This window comes from Amycolatopsis sp. EV170708-02-1 (genome assembly GCF_022479115.1).
Lineage (GTDB): Bacteria > Actinomycetota > Actinomycetes > Mycobacteriales > Pseudonocardiaceae > Amycolatopsis.
The window spans coordinates 3,535,967-3,553,978 of sequence record NZ_CP092497.1; the positions used below are offsets into that span (position 1 = coordinate 3,535,967).

Genomic DNA, 18,012 nt, shown 5'->3' on the forward strand with positions numbered 1-18,012 from the left:
CTTCCGCTCAGGGTTCGGTGACGTTCGCGACCAGATCGTCGAGGTTGATCTTCAACAGCGGGTGCTTGCCCGACAGCCCGGAGATCAGCGTGACGAAGTCGGTGCTCGGCGCGTGCAGCTGCTCCGGGTCGACGATTTCCTGAGCGAGGTCGTAGTAGTACTCCTTGTACTTCGTCCGGTCGTAGAACCGCTCGACGAAGTTGCGGATCTCGTCGAAGAACGCGCGGTAGTTCCCGGCGTACCGGTCGAGCGCCTTCTCCTCGATGGCCGGGTGGTCCAGGATCCGGTCGACCACTTTGGACAGTGAGCTGCCCGCCAGCGTGGCCAGCGCGACCCCGGTGGAGAACAGCGGGTCGACGAACGCGGCCGCGTCACCGACGAGTACCCAGCCGTCGCCGTAGAAGGTTTCGTTGGTGTAGGACCAGTCCCGCGCCGTCCGGTACCCGGCGTGCTGACGGGCGTTGGCCAGCAGCCCCTTGAGCCGGGTGGTCTTGTCCCGCTCGGTCAGGAAGAGCTGCTCCAGTGACTTGTCGTCGGCGTTCGCGAGATCGGACTTGGTCACGTAGCCGACGCTCATCGTGCCCTTGTCGATCGGGATGCCCCAGAACCAGCCGTCGGCGGTGCCTTCGATGAGGATGTTGGTCCACTCGTCGCCGGGCAGGCGGTCGCAGTTGTCGTAATAGGTCCAGACCGCGACGTTGCGGAGCTCGTTGTGCCAGGTGATGTCGCTGAACTTCCGGCCGATCACCCGTGACTGACCGGACGCGTCGACGACCAGCGCCGCGCTGGCCTCGTAGTCGCCCGCCGAGCCGCGCAGGGTGAACCGGACACCGGTGACGCGGCCGGTGTCGGACTGGATCACGTCCTTGACCGTCGTCTCCTCCACGACGTACGCGCCGAGTTCACGCGCGCGGTCGAGGATCAGCGTGTCCAGGTCGGCGCGGCGGGTGTGGTAGGCATAGGTGCCTTCCGCGGCCTTCATGAACGAGAAATTCCATGGCACGTCCCGGTTCCCCCACACCAGGCTGCCGCCGTACTTGCGCTCGAAGCCGCGGGCCTCCATGCGGTCGAGCAGGTCCAGCTCCTGCAACGGGCGCATGCCGACCGGGATCAGGGATTCGCCGATGTGGTAGCGGGGAAAGCGTTCGCGTTCGAGGACCAGGACCGTGCGCCCCTCCTTCGCGAGGAGACCGGCGCAGGTCGCGCCCGCCGGGCCGCCACCGATGACGATGACGTCGAACCGCTCGGGCATACCGTGGAGCGTGGCTGACATGAGGAACCCTTCCTGGGCCGATGGACGAGTGGAGGCGCTCACGCGCGCCGGATGCCGATATGCGGCTCGTAGCTCAGGTACAGCCCGTTGATCGCCTTTTCGGGCTTCTCCGGAGCCTGCTTGTGCTCGTGGACGCGGTTGAGGTTGTCCAGCGGGTTGTGCTTGCCGCTCTCGTCGCCGAGCAGGTGGCCCTGGATCCGGCGGTAGACCTCCTCGGTGTCCTCGAGGTCGGCGATACCGGTGACGAACCGGTCGAACGCCGCCTGCACGTCCATCCCCTCCCAGTCCTTTTCGGACAGTTGCTGCGCACGGAAGAAGTGGTGCTCCTTGCCGCGGTAGCTCTCGTAGAAGGTGGACACCAGCACCAGCAGCCGTTCGTAGGCGCGGCGGTAGACGACTTCGTAGAAGTCCCATGCCTCGCGTTCGCCGAGTTCGCCGCGGATGACGCTGCTGATCGCGGCGGTGCCGATCAGGGCGCTGTAGGTGCCCAGGTGCACACCGGTCGACAGCAGCGGGTCGAGGAAGCAGGCGGCGTCGCCGGCCAGCAGGAAACCGGGGCCCTGGAACTGTTCCGCCGCGTACGAATAGTCCTGCTCGACCTTGACCTCGGTGACCTGCTCGGCCTCGACCAGCAGCTGCTGAATCGCCGGGCAGTCGCCGATCGCCTTGTGGTACACCGGGTCCACGCCGCCGAGTTCGTTGCGCGCGGCGTTGAAGGAGTCCTTTCCGGTGACCAGCCCGACGCTCAGCGTGCCGTCCGGCAGCGGGATTCCCCAGAACCAGCCGTCGCCGACCGAGGCGACGGTGATCGCGCCGCTCGGCCCGCGGTCGAGCGGTTTCGCGTCCTTCCAGTACGACCAGGCGGCGACGTTGCGGAAGACGTTGTGGAACTTGCGGTTCTTCAGGTACTTGGTGGCCATCACGCCGCCGCGGCCGGAGGCGTCGACGAGGTAGTCGAACTCGATCCGTCCGCTGTTGGCCGGGTTCTTGGCTTCGGCCCAGTGCGCCGCGACCGGCCGGTCACCGTCGAAGTCGAGCTTCTTCACCGCGATGCCCTCGGTGACCTCGACGCCGACCTCGCGCGCGTGGTCGAGGAGGATCTTGTCGAAGTCGGCGCGGATGACCTGCCACGCGCTGGTGCTGCCGTCGCGCCCGTGCGGCCGGAAGCGCACTTCCCATTCCTCGGGGCCCCAGAAGTAGTAGGCGCCGCCCTTGGGCTGGAACCCGGCCGCGGCGATCTTGTCCCAGACCCCGAGGCGTTCGAGGATCGGGCGGCACGAAGGAAGCAGCGATTCGCCGATGTGATAGCGCGGGAAATGGTCCCGCTCGAGCAGAGTGACCTCGAAGCCCTCTTTGGCCAGAAGCCCGGCCGCGGTGGAGCCCGCCGGTCCACCGCCGATCACGAGGATCTGGGTCGTTGCGCGCATGACACCTCTCCAACTACGCCGACAGCCGGAATTGCTTGCCAGACGCTAACAACCGTGAATGGAGATCCACTCAAGAACCGGTTGCCCGGTAAGGCTTTTCCGGAACAGCAGTCGAAGAGACGCTCCCCGCGCGGAGGCGGACGACGATTCTTCCCGTGTCGGACTCCGACGGCCCGGCCGAAGACCTAATGGAGGAATCCCGCGATGGGCGAATACCTTGGCGAACGCGCCGTCGTGCTCGGCGGCGGTATGGCCGGCCTGCTGACCGCCCGCGTACTTTCGGAACGCTACCGCTCCGTCGTGATCGTCGAGCGTGACACGATCGTCGGCGTCACCGGCACCCGCCGCGGCGTGCCGCAGGCGCATCACGCGCACGCGCTGCTCGCCCGCGGCCAGCAGATCCTCGAAGACCTCTTCCCCGGCCTGCAGGCCGAGCTGACCGCCGACGGCATTCCCAGCGGCGACCTCTCCGGCAGCCTGCGCTGGTACTTCAACGGGAAACGCCTGCAGCAGAAGAAATCCGGTCTGCTCAGCGTGTCCGCGACCCGCCCGGAGCTCGAAGAGCACGTCCGCGGCCGCGTCGTCGCACTGCCGAACGTCGAGGTCCGCGAGCGCACGGTGATCCAGTCGCTGGTCGCGACCGGCGACCACTCGCGCGTCACCGGTGTCCGCGTGACCGGTGAGGACACGGAGCCCGAGACGCTGCTCGCCGACCTCATCGTCGACGCCACCGGCCGCGGCAGCCGTTCGTCGGTGTGGCTGGAGGAACTCGGCTACGAGCGTCCGGCCGAAGAGAAGATCAAGATCGACCTCGCCTACACCTCGCGGCTGTTCGAACTGGACACCGATCCGTTCGGCGACGACCTGGCGATCAACCCGGTCGCCTCGCCCGCGAACCCGCGCGGCGCGTTCTTCGTGAACCTGCCGGGGAACGTGGCCCTGCTGTCGCAGACGGGCCTGCTCGGGGACCACCCGCCGCGTGACGCCAAGGGTTTCCTCGAGTTCGCCAAGACGCTGGACGCGCCCGAGATCTACCGTGCCGTGCGCAACGCGAAGCCGATCAGCGACATCGCCAGCTTCAAGGTGCCGGCCAGCGTCCGCCGCCGGTTCGACAAGCTGCGCCGCTTCCCCGAAGGCCTGCTCGTGATCGGGGACGGTGTCTGCGCGTTCAACCCGGTGTACGGCCAGGGCATGACCGTCGCGGCCATGGAAGCCGCCCAGCTGGGCACGCATCTCGACGCGGGCGGCGTGCGCCCGCTGCGGTTCTTCAAGGAGATCGGCCCGATCATCGACGTGCCGTGGGACATTTCGGCCGGCGGGGACCTCGCCTTCCCCGGCGTCGAGGGCCCGCGTCCGCTGAAGGTCAAGATGGGCAACGCCTACATGGCGAAACTGCACTCCGCGGCGACCGTCGACGGCCGGTTCACCGAGGCGTTCTTCCGGGCCGCCGGCCTGGTCGACCCGCCGACCGCGCTGATGCGGCCGAGCCTGGTGGTCGGCGTGCTGCGCACCGCGCGGCGCGTCAAGACGGCCGCCCCGCTCGCTCCCACCGCCACGATCGGCCAGGCCCCGCCCGCGTCCGGCGACCTCGCGGCCTAGGTGGTCACCATCGGAAGTCCTTCGGGGGTCTCGACGGCCCAGCTTCCTGCTGGACGCACGGCCGAAAGGCCCGAGTACAACACCGGTACGAGGACCTTCCGGCCGCACACCCAGCAGAAACCTGGATCCGCCGAATACCCCGAAGGACTTCCGATGGCAGCCACTAAGCACCAAGGAGCCATGGTCATGAACGAACCCGTCGGCAAACGCGCGGTGGTGATCGGCGGCAGCGTCGCCGGCACCCTGGCGGCGAGAGTGCTTTCCGAGTTCTATCGCGAGGTCGTGGTCGTGGACCGCGACGAGGTGCTGGGCGTCGACAAGCCGCGGCGCGGCACGCCGCACACCTGGCACGCGCACGGACTGCACGCGCGCGGCTACTTCATCCTCGAAGAGCTCTTCCCGAACCTGCTCGACGAGCTGCGGGAGTCCGGGATCCCGGTCGGCGATCTCGCGCGGATGAAGTGGTACTTCAACGGGAAGCAGGTCGAACCCGCCGACAGCGGGCTGCCGTCGATCACCGCGCTGCGCCCGGTGCTGGAGCACCATCTGCGGAAGCGCACCGCGGCACTGCCGAACGTCACCTACCGCGAACGCACCGACGTCCACGGCCTGCTCGCCACGCGGGCGGGTGACCGGATCGTCGGGGTCCGCGTGCAGGCGCGCGACGGTTCGGCGGAGGAACGGCTCGGCGCGGACCTGGTCGTCGACGCCTCTGGACGCGGTTCGCGGACGCCGGTGTGGCTGGAGGAACTGGGCTACGCACGGCCGTCCGAGGAACGCGTGAAGATCGGGCTGGCCTACACCACCCGGATGTTCCGCAAACGGCCGGAGATGTTCGACGGCTGGCAGTCGATCAACCCGGTCGCCTCGCCTGAGCATCCGCGGGGCGCGTTCTTCGGGCAGGTGAACGAAACCGAGTGCATCCTTTCGCTCACCGGGATCCTCGGCGACCATCCGCCGACCGACGCGCGCGGCTATCTCGACTTCGTGAAGTCGTTGCCCGCCCCGGAAATCTACGAAGCGGTGAAGGACGCCCAGCCGTTGATCGAGCCGGTGACGTTCAAGTTCCCGGCGAGCTCGCGGCGGCGCTACGAACGGCTCAAGCGGTTCCCGGCGCGGCTGTTCGTGCTCGGTGACGCGTTCTGCAGCTTCAACCCGGTGTACGGACAGGGCATGACGGTCGCTTCGATGGAGGCCATCGCGCTGCGCGAGCACCTTTCGCGACGGTCCGAACCGGACTCGCGGCGGTTCCTGCGCGAGATCGGCAAGGTCGTCGACGACCCGTGGGAGATCTCGACCAGCGGCGACCTCGACTTCCCCGGCGCGGAAGGGAAGCGGACGCTGAAGGTCAAGATGGGCAACGCGTACATGGCGAAGCTCCAGTACGCGGCGACGATCGACCCGGACGTCACGGCGGCGTTCATGCGGGTGGCCGGGCTGATCGATCCGCCGACCGCGCTGATGAAACCGAGCCTGATGCTTAAGGTGCTGCGGGCCGTCCGGCGGCGTCCCGCCCCGCGGGCGACGGTGACCGAGTTGCCGCGCGCCGACCGCGGGTCGCGCGCCGCCTGAATAACCTCGTGAGTGGTAAGGACGGTTAGAACCGTCCTTACCACTCACGAGGTTTCTTTATTTTCCTCCGCAACAAGCGAGATGCGTCTGTCGGCCCTTTCGGCTGATCATTGAGGTGTCGATGACCATTTCCCTGGCGGTGGGAGAGAAATTCATGCGCAAGTTCAAGAGGGTCATGACCGCGCTGGCCGCGGTCGCGGCGGTGGTACTGCTGGGGGGCACGGCGACGGGTGCGTCGGCGAACACGGGGTGGAGACATTCGGACGCGGCGCTCGCCCGCTCCCTGCCGGGCGGATTCCAAAGCTCTTACGCCGACGTCAACGGTGTCCGCCTGCATTACGTCGCCGGTGGTTCCGGCAGCCCGGTGGTGCTGCTTCCCGGCTGGCCGCAGACCTGGTGGGCGTTCCACAAGGTGATGCCGGCGCTGGCCCAGCACCATCGCGTGATCGCTGTCGACCTGCGGGGGATGGGCGGATCGTCGAAGCCCGCGGCGGGCTACGACAAGGAGACGCTCGCCGCCGACGTCCACGCGCTGGTCGTCAAGCTCGGGTACGCCAAAGCGGATCTGGTCGGCCACGACATCGGCGCGATGGTCGCGCACAGCTACGGGATCAAATATCCGCAGGCGGTCGGGAAACTGGCGCTGATGGACGTGGTCGCGCCCGACAAGAGCCTCTACCAGCTGCCCCTGCTGCCCAGTGCGCCCGGCCAGTTCTCGCCGTGGTGGTGGACGTTCAACCAGTTGCAAGGCCTGCCGGAGCAGCTCGTCTCGGGCCGCTCCAGGCACCTGGTGGACACCATGATCGACCAGCTTTCGGTGGTGCCGTCGGCTGTGGACGACTTCGACCGGAGCGTCTACGCGCGGGCCTACTACACGCGTGAGGCCGTCCGGGCCGGGAACGGCTGGTACCGCACGCTCAACCAGGACATCGCGGCCGGCTCGGCGTACGGGAAGCTGACGATGCCGGTGCTGGGCCTCGCCGGCGAGTTCAACCACCAGTACTTCGTGCAGGTGATGCCGTCGAAGGCGGTGGATCCGCAGGTGGTCAAGATCGCCGGGGCCGGGCATTACCTTTCCGAGGAACAGCCGGCTCAGGTGATTGGCGCGCTCACGAAGTTCCTGGGCTGAAACCGCCTTTCGAGGCAGTATTGGAGGCGTCCCGGCCGAGTCGCCGATGGGATTCTGCGAAAAGGAAAATCCTGGAATTCCCAGCCTATCGGGAAAAGGTGGCTAAAATGAAGGTTGGTGTTACCGGTGGCACCGGGTTCATCGGGCGATACGTCTGCGAGGAACTCGCCGCACGAGGGCATACGCCGGTCGTGTTCGACCATCGTGGCGAGGGGGACGGCGGGCCGTGGGAGGTCATGCTAGGCGACATCCGCGACGCGACGGCGCTGACCGAGCTCGCGGCGCATTGCGACGGGATCATCCACCTGGCCGCCGTGCTGGGCACCCAGGAGACGATCACCAATCCGCGGCCCGCGGTGGAGACCAACGTCATGGGCGGCCTGAACTTCCTCGAGGCCGTCGCCCAGTACGACCTGCCCGGCGTGTACATCTGCGTCGGCAACCACTGGATGAACAACAGCTACTCGATTTCGAAGACGACGGTCGAGCGGTTCGTCCGCATGTTCAACGCCGACCGCGGCACCCGCGTGAACTGCGTCCGCGCGGTGAACGCCTACGGCCCGCGCCAGAAGGCCGCGCCGCCGTTCGCCGCGGGGAAGGTCCGCAAGATCACCCCGGCGCTGATCTGCCGGGCGCTGTCCGGGATGCCGGTGGAGCTCTACGGCGGCGGACGGCAGATCTCGGACATGGTGTGGGTCGGTGACGTCGCCCGCACCCTGGTGGCCTCCCTGGAGGCCGCCGCCGAGGGGCGGGTGCTGGAGGACACGGTCGAGATCGGGCCCGCCGAATCGGTCACCATCCGCGAGGTGGCGGAGCTGGTGATCGACCTGTGCGAGCAGCGCGGCCACTCGCGGGTGGGCATCACCGACCTGCCGATGCGGCCGGGCGAGACGCCGAACACCCCGGTCACGGCCGACGTCTCGACCCTGCTCGCGGTCGGCATCGAGCCGGAATCCCTTGTCACACTGGAAGAAGGCATGGCGAAGACGGTGGACTGGTACCTCGAGCACCGCGGTACCGCCTGGGACGTCCCCGGGCCCGGTCTTCGGGCTGCCTGACTCCTGCGGCAGGCCGCGAAAGCCACTTTCGGGACGTTCAACGTCGCGAAAGTGGCTTTCGCGACGTCCGGGGCGGGTGGCCGGTGGGCCGAAGGCTCCTTTCGCCGCATCAGATGCGGTGAAGGGCGCCATCAGCCCACTCGCGATCCCTTTATGGCGCCCCGGGAGACCTTCACGGAAGCCGCCCCCCGAAGCGCGTGAAGGCCCCCTTCCCTCAGTCTCAGCCGAGGGAAGGGGGCCTTCACGCGCGAGCCGTCAGGGCTTGTGCGCCTTCAGGATCAGCGAGACACCGCGCCGCGAGCGGGTCGGGAGGTAGCGCTCGGCCGTCACGATCGCGGTCAGGGCCCGGTTGACCAGCCAGGGCGTGTGCTCGTTGAGTTCGTTGCCCCGCGCCGAGCGCCGCCGCAGCGCCACCACCGGCCGCAGCAGGACGTTCCAGCTCCACAGCTCTTCGACGACGAAGCCGGCGTCCTCGACGACCTTCCGCAGCGAAGCCCGGTCGTACCGGCGCACGTGGTGCACCGCGACGTCGTGCGCCGACCACAGGTCCATTCCGGACGGGACGCTGATCAGCGCGGAGCCGCCGGGCCGCAGCACCCGGAACAGCTCGGCCGCGGCCTGGTCGTCCTCCTGGATGTGTTCGAGGATCTCGAACGCCACCACCAGATCGAACGACGAGGACGGCAGCGGCAGGTCACGGGCGTCGGCGTGGATCGCGTCGAGGCCGCGTGAGCGCGCGATCTCGACGGCGTTCTCGTCGTAGTCCGTGGCGACGACTTCCCAGCCGCGCGAACGCAGCACCCTCGTGTTGCCGCCGCCCGCCGCGCCGATGTCGAGCGCGCGACCGGGCGGGCCGAGCCGCTTGAGCTCGTCGGCGAGCATGTGCCGCTTCTCCCGGAACCACCAGTGACGGTCCTCCATCTCGGTGATCCGGGCGACGTCCTCGGTCTTCACCGGCGCTCCTTCCGATGCCGGGCGAAGACCCAGCGGTCGAGGGCCACGAACCGCAGCAGCGTCATCAGCCCGTAGGCGACGATGAGCACGAACAGTTCGACGACCGGCCCCGAGCCGGGGGCGACGAGATGGAGCCCGGTCACGGCCAATGTGGTCAGCAGATACGTGGTGGCGAACAGAATCGCGGCCCGCGTGTGCAGGCCGAGCCGGTGCCCGCCGCCGCGGTTGAACGTCCAGCGCCGGTTCGCCTCGGTGTTGGCCACCCCGACGAGCACCAGCGCGACCAGGTTCGCCCCCGCCGGAGTCAGCGGGACACGCAACGGGAGGTACAGGAGCGTGTAGAGCACGGTCGAGATGACGCCGATCACCGCGAACCCGAGGAACTTCGCCAGGGTCGCGGCCCGCGGCTCGGCCAGCACGGCGTCCGGATGGGTGGCGCGCAACTGCGGGATCTCCGGCACGTTCACCCGTCCTTTCCCGGCGGCGATCGCCCGGCCCACGCGGACCAGGCCCTTCAGGTTCCCCATCGCGGTCTGGGTGACCTTGACCCGCGAATCGACGTCCTCGACCCAGTCCAGCGGCACCTCGTGCACCCGGAGGCCGTTGTGCTCGGCCAGCATCAGCATTTCGGTGTCGAAGAACCAGTGGTCGTCCTCGACCGCCTCCAGCAGCCCGGTCACCGCCTCGCGCCGGGCCGCCTTGAAGCCGGCGGACGTGTCGGTGCTGCGCAGCCCGAAGACGTGCCGGGTGATCGCGTTGTAGGTACGGGAGACGATCTCGCGTTTGAGGCTGCGGCGGATCCGCGAACCGCGCCCGAGCCTGGTCCCGATGGTGATCTCGCAGTGTCCGCTGACCAGCGGTGCGATGAGGGGGAGCAGGCTTTCCAGGCCGGTCGAGAGATCGACGTCCATGTAGGCGACGATGTCGGCGGTACTCGACCCCCACGTCGCCTTGATCGCCGCGCCCCGGCCGCGGACCGGGATCCGCCGCGCGGAGATGCGCGGGTTCTCCGCGGCCAGTCCGGTGGCGATCTCCCAGGTCCGGTCGGTACTGCCGTTGTCGGCGATGGTGATCGACCAGGGGAACGGGAAGTCGTCGCCGAGGAACGCGCTCAGCGTGGTGATGCAGCCCAGCAGGGCGCGTTCCTCGTTGAGCACCGGGATCACGATCTCGACGGTCGCCGTCGTGCGGTTTCCCGGTGCGACGCGGGGTGCCGCGGTGAGTTCAGCCGTCATGGGGCATCACGCTCCCGGCTTGCAGTCGAACAGGGCGGAGGTGAAGCCCATCCACGGGTTGGCCGTGTAGGCGGGCGGCGGGATCCGCACGCAGTTGCGCACCACCCAGTCCTTGCGGGCCAGCGCGGTCGGGCTGTCGTAGGCGAACCCGCCGAACAGGACGTACCTCAGCTGTCCACTGTGGACGGCGTCGGCGAGGCCGCCGGCGGTCGGCATCGGCATGGTGCCGACGAAACCGCCCATCGGCATCACGGACAGTCCGGCACGGATGTAGGGCGAGGCGCCGGTGCCGCCGACCGTCGCCAGATCGAAGCGCTCGCCGCGCTTGTTGGCCTTGAGGAAGCCGAGAAGCTTCGGGTCGGCGTCGGACGGCATCATCTGGAACATGATCGGCGGCGGCAGCGGCATGGCCTGCCCGCCGGACGCGCCGGGCTTCGGGCCGCCGGCCATCAGCTTGGTCAGGTCGATACCGGTCGAGAGCGCGTTCGGGTTCGGTCCCGCGAGGGGGTTGAAGTTCTGGAACATCGCCGTGCGCGGATCCGTCGGCGGCTGGAAGGTGGGGGCCGCCCAGGCGACCGGTCCGGCCAGCAGCGCGACCCCGGCCACGGCGCCGGTCACGACGGCGAACTTCCCGGTGCGGCGCACGAGCACCAGCACCGCGGCGGCGACGGCCGCGATCGCGACGACGGGCCGCAGCCACGGCACGTAATCGCCGGAACGGCTCATCAGCACGAACGCCCAGGCGCCGGTGGCGAGCAGGCCGGCCGGCAGCGCCCACGTGAAGCGGCGATCCGTCCACGCGAGGTGCAGGCCCGCGCCGGCGATCGCGGCGATGGCGGGCGCCAGGATGCTCGTGTAGTACGGGTGGATGCTCTGCGAGAAGCTGAGCGCACCGGCGAAGAGGACCAGCCAGCCACCCCACAGCAGCCAGCCCGCGCGCGCCTTGTCGGTGCGCGGCGCGCGGCCCGCGGCGACCAGGCCGACGACCAGCAGCAGCACGGCCAGCGGCAGCAGCCACGAGATCTGGCCGCCGATCAGATCGTTGAACAGCCGGAAGACGCCGGTGTCGCCGCCCTGGTCGACCGGCGTGACCTTGCCGTCGGGAAGGACGGGCAGCTCGGCCGAGTTCCCGGCCTTCGCGGCGTCCGCGCGGTCGAAGAGGTTGTAGGACCAGACCATCTGCCACACCGAGTTCGAGGTGCTGCCGTCCATGTACGGGCGGGAGCCCGCGGGGGTCAGCCCGACGATCAGCATCCAGACCGACGACACCGCGGCGGTGACCGCTCCGGCGCCGAGCAGGTGCAGCACCCGCCGTCCCGGCGAGGCCGGCGCGGCGACGAGGTAGACGATCCCGAGCACCGGAAGGATGGCCAGTGCCATGGCGAGCTTGATGTGGAAGCCGACGCCGACGAGCGCGGCGGTGAGCAGCAGCCAGCGCGGGGACGCCTTCTCCAGCGCCCGCCAGAAGGCGTAGGTCGCGACGAGCAGCGTCAGGATCAGCGTCGAGTCGGGCAGGTTGACCCGGGTGCCCGCGATCGTGATCGGGGTCGCGGCGAGCAGCACGGCGGCCAGCGCGGCGGGCGCGTGCCCGGCCCAGCGGCGTACGAGCACGAACAGCACGTACACCGAGACTGCTCCGGCGATGACGCCGGGCAACAGCAGCGCCCAGGTCTCGTAACCGAAGACACGGACCGAAAGCGCCTGCAACCAGAGCGCGCCCGGCGCCTTGTCGACACTCATGAACCCGGCGGGATCGTAGGCGCCGTAAAGGAAGTTGTGCCAGTTCGCGGACATGCTGCGGACCGCGGCGGCATACGCGTAGTGCGCGGCGTTCCCGCCGATACCCCACCCGTAGGCGACGCCGGCGACGAGCGCGCTCAGGACGGCGATGCGCTTGGCGGCCAGTGCCGACAGCCCCGTCTTGGTCTTCTTCTTCGGCGTCCGCGCGGTCGGGGCGGCGGCCCGTGGCGGGGCGCTCGTGACCGGGGTGCCTAGGTCTTGGGACACGTTCTACTCCCTTCCCAGGAATAGGAGATGACGCGGCTCACGGACGTGAGATACGCACCGCGAATCCGTGATCGTCTCAAAAAGTGTCGCACCACGGTTTCGCGCGCGTCTTATCCCAGCCTGCTTGTTTGTCACCCGGCCCGGGACAGGGAAGTCCTTTGAGGACAGACGTCAGCGAAGACGGACGGGAAGGGATTCGAGGCCGTGCATCACCATGCTGACGCGCCAGCGGAGACTCTCCGCGGGGACGGCCGCGCGCAGTTCCGGGAACCGGGTGAGCAGGGCGGACAGCGCGATTCCGCCTTCGAGCCGGGCCATCGGCGCGCCGAGGCAGTGGTGGATACCGTGCCCGAAGGCGAGCTGCGGATTGTCCGCGCGGTCGAGCTCCAAGGCGTCCGCGCCGGGGAAACGGGCGGGGTCACGGTTGGCGGCCAGCAGCGAAACGATGACCAGCGAACCGGCCGGGATCGTCACGCCGCCGAGCTCGACGTCCTCGTTGGCGTACCGCATCGCCGCGTGCACGGGGCTTTCGTAGCGCAGGAATTCCTCGACCGCGGAGGGCATCCCGTCCGGGTTCGCGCGCAACGCGGCGAGCTGTGCCGGATTTTCGAGCAGCGCGAGAGTGGCGTTGCCGATGAGGTGGACGGTGGTCTCGTGGCCGGCGATGAGCAGGAGGAAGACCATCGACGTCAGCTCGTGCTCGGTGAGCCGATCGTCGCCGTCGTGCACCGTGACGAGCGCGGAAAGCAGGTCCGTGCCGGGGTTCGCGCGTTTCTCGGCGAGGAGTTTCCTGACATAGCGCAGCATTTCGGCGGCGGCCGCGTCGAGCTCCTCGACGGGCAGCGCGCTGGCGGTGAGGATCTCGGTCCAGCCGTGGAAGGCGCCGGCCTCGTCCTCCGGTACGCCGAGCATCTCCGTGAGGATGCGGATCGGCAGCGGCAGGGCGAGCGCCTTGATCAGGTCGACCTCGTCGAAGTCGGCGACGGCGTCGAGGAGTTCGGCCGTGATGGCCTCGATCCTGGGGCGCAGCTGGGCGATCCGGCGCACGGTGAACGCGGCGGACACCAGCTTCCTGAGCCTGGTGTGGTCCGGCGGATCGAGATTCAGCATATGCGTGTTCATACCGAGCCGGACGTCTTCGGACAGCCCGCGCCGATCGCCGACGGCGCCGGTGCGTCCGCTCAGCCCGGGATGCGCGAGCGCCTGGCGGACCTCGGCGTAGCCGCTCACCAGCCAGCCGGTGGTGCCGGAGGAAAGGGTGATCCGGCGGACCGGGCCGCTTTCGCGCAGGGCGGCGTAGGCGGCGTGCCTTTCGGGCGCGCCCCCGAACAGGAATTCGGAGCTGGAAGAGGTCACCGAATCAGGTTCCCGTGCCCGCCGTCGTACCTTCTTCTCCTGCACTGCCCGGCGCCTATGAAATACGCACGAAGCGCGCGAGTTTATTGCACCTTTTTTCTTGCGGCCTACTCGAAAACTGCTCGAAGAAATGATTGACGATCTACGTCCGATGATCGTAACGTTGTTACCAGGACGCCGGGGGCAACGGAACCCGCGCCTGGTGAAGTCAGAAAATCCCTAGCAATGAATCGGAGTGATTACTGTGTCCGCAAAGCTTGCCGCCAAGTTCGCCGGTTCCGCCATCGCCGCTCTCGGCCTGCTGGCCGTCGTCGCGCCGGGTGCCTCGGCCGCCGCGGCCGTGACGGTCACGCCGTCGTCGGGGCTCTCGGACGGTGCGGTGGTCCAGGTGACCGGAACCGGGCTGACGCCGGGCGCGACCTATCGCGTCGGCGAATGCGCCCAGGACGCGCAGGGGCAGTTCCCTTGCAGCCCTTCGCAGCAGTCGCTGGTCGCTGACGCGGCCGGCAAGATCTCGGCCTCGGTCACCGTGCAGAAGAACTTCACCGGAGTCCTGCCCGACGGCAGCAGCTACGGCGCGGTGGACTGCACGGCCATCACCTGTGTCGTCGGCCTCGGTGACGCCGCGGGCAACGGTGGCGGCGTGATCATCAGCTTCAGCTGACGCTGACGCGAAAGCGGCGATGAAGGAATTGGGACGTCGCGTGTCCCAATTCCTTCATCGCCGGTCAGGAGCATAGAGCGCGCAGGAAAGGAGATGAAGGGTAATTCTGCCGGTGCCGGGAAGGCGGCGGGGATGGTAGGTCGCCTCCAGTCGCCGCCGGATCGCTCCGCCGAGCTGCGGACGTCGGGCAGGGTTCCCAATGTCGCATTTGAGACACTCAGCGTCTCAAATGCGACATTGGGAACCCTTGAGCCTCAGAGAGTCTCCGCGAGAAGCCTCCGCTTACGCAGCAGCGGCATGACACCTTCCCCGAACGTATAAGCCTCTTCCAGATGCGGCTGAGCGGAAAGGATCAGATGATCCAGGCCGAGGGCGTGGTACTCCTCGATCCGCTCGGCCACTTCTTCGTGGCTGCCCACCAGCGCCGTGCCGACGCCGGGGCGCACCAGGCCGTAGCCCGCCCAGACGTTGGGGTGGATCTCCAGCGAGTCGGTGCGGCCGGCGTGCAGCGCCGCCATCCGCCGCTGGCCCTCGGATTCGGTGGCGGCGAACCGTTCCTGCGCCTGCCGGATCCGCGCGGGGTCCATTCCGGCGAGCAGCTGGTCGGCCACCTTCCACGCCTCGGCCGAGGTGTCGCGGCTGATCACGTGGAATCGCGTGCCGAAGCGCAGCGAACGTCCCAGTGCTTCCGCGCGTTCCCGCGACCGGGCGAGATGCGAGGCCATCGCCGACGGCGTTTCGCCCCACATCAGCAGCACGTCCGCCTGCGCGGCCGCGACCTCCAGCGCGGCCGAAGAAGAACCGCCGAGGAACAGGGTCGGCCGCACCGGATGCGGCCGCGCGACCATCCCGGCTTGCAACGTGTAGTGCGTGCCGGAGAAGTCGAACCGCGAACCCGGCCACGCCTGCCGGAAGACGTCCATGAACTCGCCGGTGCGCGCGTACCGCTGGTCGTGGTCGAGCCAGTCGCCGTAGCGGCGCTGCTCGTCGGGGTCGCCGCCGGTCACGATGTTCAGCAGCAGCCGCGAATCGGAGACGCGCTGGAAGGTCGCCGCGGTCTGCGCGGCGAGCAGCGGCGAGACGAACCCCGGCCGCAGCGCGATCATGAACTTCACCGACCGGGTCGCCCCCGCGAGTGCCGAGGCGACGACCCACGGGTCTTCGCAGAACAACCCGAACGGCGTGAGCATCCCGGTGAACCCGAAACGGTCCGCGGCGAGCGCGACCTGGGTCAGGTATTCGAGATCCGGTTCGCGGCGGGCGCCGGGGGCCGCGACACCGTCGGCGGTCTTGGCGATCTCCCGCCCGTCGCCGTGTGACGGCAGGAACCAGTGCAGTTGCAGGCTCATGAGTGCTCTCCGAACAGTGAGTGCGCGATCGCTTCCAACGGTCCCGAGGCGAGTTCCGCTTCCAGCCACAGCGCGCGCCGGAACCAGCGGTGCAGCGGGAACTCCCAGGTGACGCCCATCCCGCCGCACACCTGGATCGCCGTTTCGCAGACGGAGACCGCCGCGCGGCTCGCGGCGTGGGCGGCGCACGCGACCGCTTCCGCGCTGGGGGCGGCAGCGGCGCGGTAGGCCAGTGATCGCGCGAGTTCGACCTCGGCGTAGCCGTCGGCGAGCTGCTGGCTCACCGCTTGGAACGAACCGATGGGCCGGTCGAACTGGGATCGCGTCTTCGCGTGGTCGACGGCGATCGCCAGCGCCCGGTCGGCGACGCCGATGGCCTCGCCCGCGAGCAGGGTCGTCGCCCGGCTCCGGATCGCGGCGAGCAACGGCGCGGCGGAAGGCGGCCCGGCCAGCAGCCTGCCCTCGGCACCGGCCAGCGCGACGTCCGAGGTGGCCCGGAGCGGGTCGATACCGGCACACGCGGACACCGAAGCGGCGGCGCGGCCGACGCCGAACAGCGCCACCCCGGCCGGCGTGCGAGCTGCGACCACGATCTCGGTGGCGACGTCCGCGTGCAGGACGGCCTGCACCGCGCCGTCCAGCCGCCAGCCGTCGTCGCGGCGGGTCGCGCGGCAGGTGCCGGAGCCATCGGCGAGCGTCGCCGGGCCGGCCGGTTCGACGCCCGCCGCCCGGTACACCGGCAGGGCGAGCCCGGCCGTGGCGAACCAGGGCACCGGATGCAGGGCACGCCCGCCTTCCTCGGCCAGCAGGACGAGTTCCGCCAGACCGAGATCCGGATCCAGCCAGCCTTGCCGCACGAGCTCCGGCCAGGCGGCGAGGTCGTTCTCGCCCTCGTCGGCGAACGCCGCGATCCGCTCGAAGCCGTACGTGTCCTCGAGGTACGTGCGGGCCGCGACCTTGAGCGCGGTTTGGTCCTCGGTCAACGCGAAGTCCATCGGTGGCCCCTCCCTGGATTGGTGAACCCGCGTCCGCGATCGACGTCGGCAGGGCGCGGCTCGGTCTTCCACCTCACGAGGGCCGGCAGGGCGCCCTGCCACCGCGATTGCGGGGCCTTCGGCCGGGCGGGTTCACGCGTTTGGTCACTTCTCGAGTCCATCTTCAGCTCCGCCAACTGGCTCTAACGTGATTTCGGCAGGCCGAGGACCCGCTCCGCGACGATGCCGCGAAGGATCTCCGATGTCCCGCCCTCGATGCTGTTGGCCCGGCTGCGCAACCGCTGGTGCTGCCAGTAGCCGCCCCAGAAGGCGTCGGTCCCGTCGGCCGCCGCGCCGGCGCCGAGCAGCCGCAGCGCGAGCGCGCTCACCCGCTGGTTCGCCTGCGACCAGCGCAGTTTCAGGATCGAGCTCTCCGGTCCCGGCTCGCCGGTCCGCTCCATCGCGGCCAGCGCGCGGTATCCGGTGAACCGCAGGCCCTGCAGGTCGACGTACAGCTCGGCGATCTCGGCACGGACCCGCGGGTCGGTGTCGGCTCCGCATGCCTTCGCGGTCTTGACCAGCCTGTCGAGCTGCACGGACAGCCGCGCGGTGAGGGTGATGCCGAACGTGCCGCGTTCGTGCGCGAGGGTGGTCAGCGCGACCCGCCAGCCCTGTCCGGGCTCGCCGAGGACGCGGTCGTCGGGGATCTCGACGCCGCTCAGCAGGATCTGGTTGAAGTCGGTGTCGCCGGACAGCTGACGCAGCGGCCGCACCTCGACGCCGGGCGCGCGCATGTCGAGCAGGAAACAGGTGAGGCCGCGGTGTTTGGCCGCGTCCGGATCGGTGCGGGCGAGCAGCAGGCAATGGTCGGCCAAATGGGCGTAGGAGGACCAGACCTTCTCGCCGTCGACGACGTAGCCGCCGTCGACGCGGCGGGCCCGGGTGCGCACCGAGGCGAGGTCCGATCCGGCGTCCGGCTCGGAGAAGCCCTGACAGAAGATCGTTTCCCCGGAAAGGATCCGGGGGAGGTGCTCGGCCTTCTGCGCGTCCGTTCCATAGTGGACGATCGCGGGGCCGACCATGCCGAGCCCGATCACCCCGGCGTGGTCCGGCGCCTCGGCCAGCGCGCTCTCCTCGGCGTAGATCGCTTGGTACGACGGGGAAAGGCCGCGTCCGCCGTGCTCGGACGGCCAGGTCAGACCGGCGTATCCGGCCGCGTGCAACGCCTTGCTCCAGGCGCGCAGTTCGTCGGCGGACCACGCGCGAGGCGCGCTCGGCGTGGCTTCGGGTAGCTGTTCGGCGAGCCAGGCTTTCAGGCCCGCCCGGAATGCCGCCTGATCTTCGCTGTCGTCCAGCCGCATGTAGGCACCATAGCCAGCGCCGATGATCGTGAGGGGCCGCGCGAACCATTCCCG

14 protein-coding genes are annotated in these 18,012 nt (G+C 69.2%); 5 read left to right on the plus strand and 9 right to left on the minus strand.

Going from position 1 to position 18,012, the window contains the following annotated elements; translation table 11 throughout:
* Positions 1-7: 7 nt before the first annotated feature.
* Entirely contained in the window at positions 8-1,273 is a 1,266-nt protein-coding gene (locus MJQ72_RS16515) for an NAD(P)/FAD-dependent oxidoreductase (protein ID WP_240599997.1), read from the minus strand.
* 38 nt (positions 1,274-1,311) lie between these two features.
* A complete protein-coding gene (locus MJQ72_RS16520; protein ID WP_240599998.1) occupies positions 1,312-2,700 on the minus strand; it encodes an NAD(P)/FAD-dependent oxidoreductase in 1,389 nt (462 codons plus the stop codon).
* Positions 2,701-2,904: 204 nt separating this feature from the next.
* Here MJQ72_RS16520 and MJQ72_RS16525 point away from each other — a divergent pair, with 204 nt between their 5' ends.
* The 4 genes from MJQ72_RS16525 (at position 2,905) to MJQ72_RS16540 (ending at position 8,058) form a co-directional block, all read left to right on the plus strand.
* Positions 2,905-4,299, plus strand: a complete 1,395-nt coding sequence (locus MJQ72_RS16525) for an NAD(P)/FAD-dependent oxidoreductase (RefSeq protein WP_240600000.1) — start codon at positions 2,905-2,907, stop codon at positions 4,297-4,299.
* 186 nt (positions 4,300-4,485) lie between these two features.
* Positions 4,486-5,871 (plus strand): NAD(P)/FAD-dependent oxidoreductase, encoded by a 1,386-nt coding sequence (locus tag MJQ72_RS16530; protein ID WP_240600002.1) that lies wholly within the window; start codon positions 4,486-4,488, stop codon positions 5,869-5,871.
* Between the two features lie 154 nt (positions 5,872-6,025).
* Positions 6,026-7,000, plus strand: a complete 975-nt coding sequence (locus MJQ72_RS16535; protein WP_240600003.1) for an alpha/beta fold hydrolase — start codon at positions 6,026-6,028, stop codon at positions 6,998-7,000.
* Between the two features lie 107 nt (positions 7,001-7,107).
* Complete coding sequence (locus tag MJQ72_RS16540) at positions 7,108-8,058, plus strand: NAD(P)-dependent oxidoreductase (protein WP_240600005.1); 951 nt, start codon at positions 7,108-7,110, stop codon at positions 8,056-8,058.
* Positions 8,059-8,313: 255 nt separating this feature from the next.
* Here MJQ72_RS16540 and MJQ72_RS16545 read toward each other — a convergent pair whose 3' ends face one another.
* From MJQ72_RS16545 to MJQ72_RS16560, 4 genes are all read right to left on the minus strand, one after another.
* Positions 8,314-9,012, minus strand: a complete 699-nt coding sequence (locus MJQ72_RS16545) for a bifunctional 2-polyprenyl-6-hydroxyphenol methylase/3-demethylubiquinol 3-O-methyltransferase UbiG (RefSeq protein WP_240600007.1) — start codon at positions 9,010-9,012, stop codon at positions 8,314-8,316.
* The gene (locus MJQ72_RS16550) at positions 9,009-10,247 is read right to left on the minus strand and encodes a glycosyltransferase (protein WP_240600009.1); all 1,239 of its coding nucleotides are present in this window, start codon (positions 10,245-10,247) and stop codon (positions 9,009-9,011) included. The genes MJQ72_RS16545 and MJQ72_RS16550 overlap by 4 nt, the downstream gene beginning before the upstream one ends.
* A gap of 6 nt (positions 10,248-10,253) precedes the next feature.
* Positions 10,254-12,254, minus strand: a complete 2,001-nt coding sequence (locus MJQ72_RS16555) for a glycosyltransferase family 39 protein (RefSeq protein ID WP_240600010.1) — start codon at positions 12,252-12,254, stop codon at positions 10,254-10,256.
* 171 nt (positions 12,255-12,425) lie between these two features.
* Positions 12,426-13,610 (minus strand): cytochrome P450, encoded by a 1,185-nt coding sequence (locus MJQ72_RS16560; protein ID WP_240600012.1) that lies wholly within the window; start codon positions 13,608-13,610, stop codon positions 12,426-12,428.
* A gap of 244 nt (positions 13,611-13,854) precedes the next feature.
* On the opposite strand from MJQ72_RS16560, the gene MJQ72_RS16565 reads away from it, so the two are divergent.
* Positions 13,855-14,274: an enediyne antibiotic chromoprotein gene (locus MJQ72_RS16565; RefSeq protein WP_240600013.1), complete on the plus strand. Its 420-nt coding sequence runs from the start codon at positions 13,855-13,857 to the stop codon at positions 14,272-14,274.
* Between the two features lie 254 nt (positions 14,275-14,528).
* Here the strand turns inward: MJQ72_RS16565 and MJQ72_RS16570 are convergent, their stop codons facing one another.
* The 3 genes from MJQ72_RS16570 to MJQ72_RS16580 form a co-directional block, all read right to left on the minus strand.
* The gene (locus MJQ72_RS16570; protein ID WP_240600014.1) at positions 14,529-15,623 is read right to left on the minus strand and encodes an LLM class flavin-dependent oxidoreductase; all 1,095 of its coding nucleotides are present in this window, start codon (positions 15,621-15,623) and stop codon (positions 14,529-14,531) included.
* Positions 15,620-16,618, minus strand: coding sequence for an acyl-CoA dehydrogenase family protein (locus MJQ72_RS16575; RefSeq protein ID WP_240600015.1), 999 nt, complete (start codon positions 16,616-16,618; stop codon positions 15,620-15,622). Before MJQ72_RS16575 ends, MJQ72_RS16570 begins: the two co-directional genes overlap by 4 nt.
* Positions 16,619-16,800: 182 nt before the next feature.
* Complete coding sequence (locus MJQ72_RS16580; protein WP_240600016.1) at positions 16,801-17,958, minus strand: acyl-CoA dehydrogenase family protein; 1,158 nt, start codon at positions 17,956-17,958, stop codon at positions 16,801-16,803.
* Positions 17,959-18,012: the final 54 nt, after the last annotated feature.

Bases quoted from the DNA above. Each gene is read 5' to 3' on its own strand.
- MJQ72_RS16530 (WP_240600002.1), top strand. From the start codon at position 4,486: ATGAACGAACCCGTCGGCAAACGCGCGGTGGTGATCGGCGGCAGCGTC.
- MJQ72_RS16520 (WP_240599998.1), bottom strand. From the start codon at position 2,700: ATGCGCGCAACGACCCAGATCCTCGTGATCGGCGGTGGACCGGCGGGC.
- MJQ72_RS16570 (WP_240600014.1), bottom strand. From the start codon at position 15,623: ATGAGCCTGCAACTGCACTGGTTCCTGCCGTCACACGGCGACGGGCGG.
- MJQ72_RS16575 (WP_240600015.1), bottom strand. From the start codon at position 16,618: ATGGACTTCGCGTTGACCGAGGACCAAACCGCGCTCAAGGTCGCGGCC.
- MJQ72_RS16580 (WP_240600016.1), bottom strand. From the start codon at position 17,958: ATGCGGCTGGACGACAGCGAAGATCAGGCGGCATTCCGGGCGGGCCTG.
- MJQ72_RS16540 (WP_240600005.1), top strand. From the start codon at position 7,108: ATGAAGGTTGGTGTTACCGGTGGCACCGGGTTCATCGGGCGATACGTC.
- MJQ72_RS16550 (WP_240600009.1), bottom strand. From the start codon at position 10,247: ATGACGGCTGAACTCACCGCGGCACCCCGCGTCGCACCGGGAAACCGC.
- MJQ72_RS16525 (WP_240600000.1), top strand. From the start codon at position 2,905: ATGGGCGAATACCTTGGCGAACGCGCCGTCGTGCTCGGCGGCGGTATG.
- MJQ72_RS16535 (WP_240600003.1), top strand. From the start codon at position 6,026: ATGCGCAAGTTCAAGAGGGTCATGACCGCGCTGGCCGCGGTCGCGGCG.
- MJQ72_RS16515 (WP_240599997.1), bottom strand. From the start codon at position 1,273: ATGTCAGCCACGCTCCACGGTATGCCCGAGCGGTTCGACGTCATCGTC.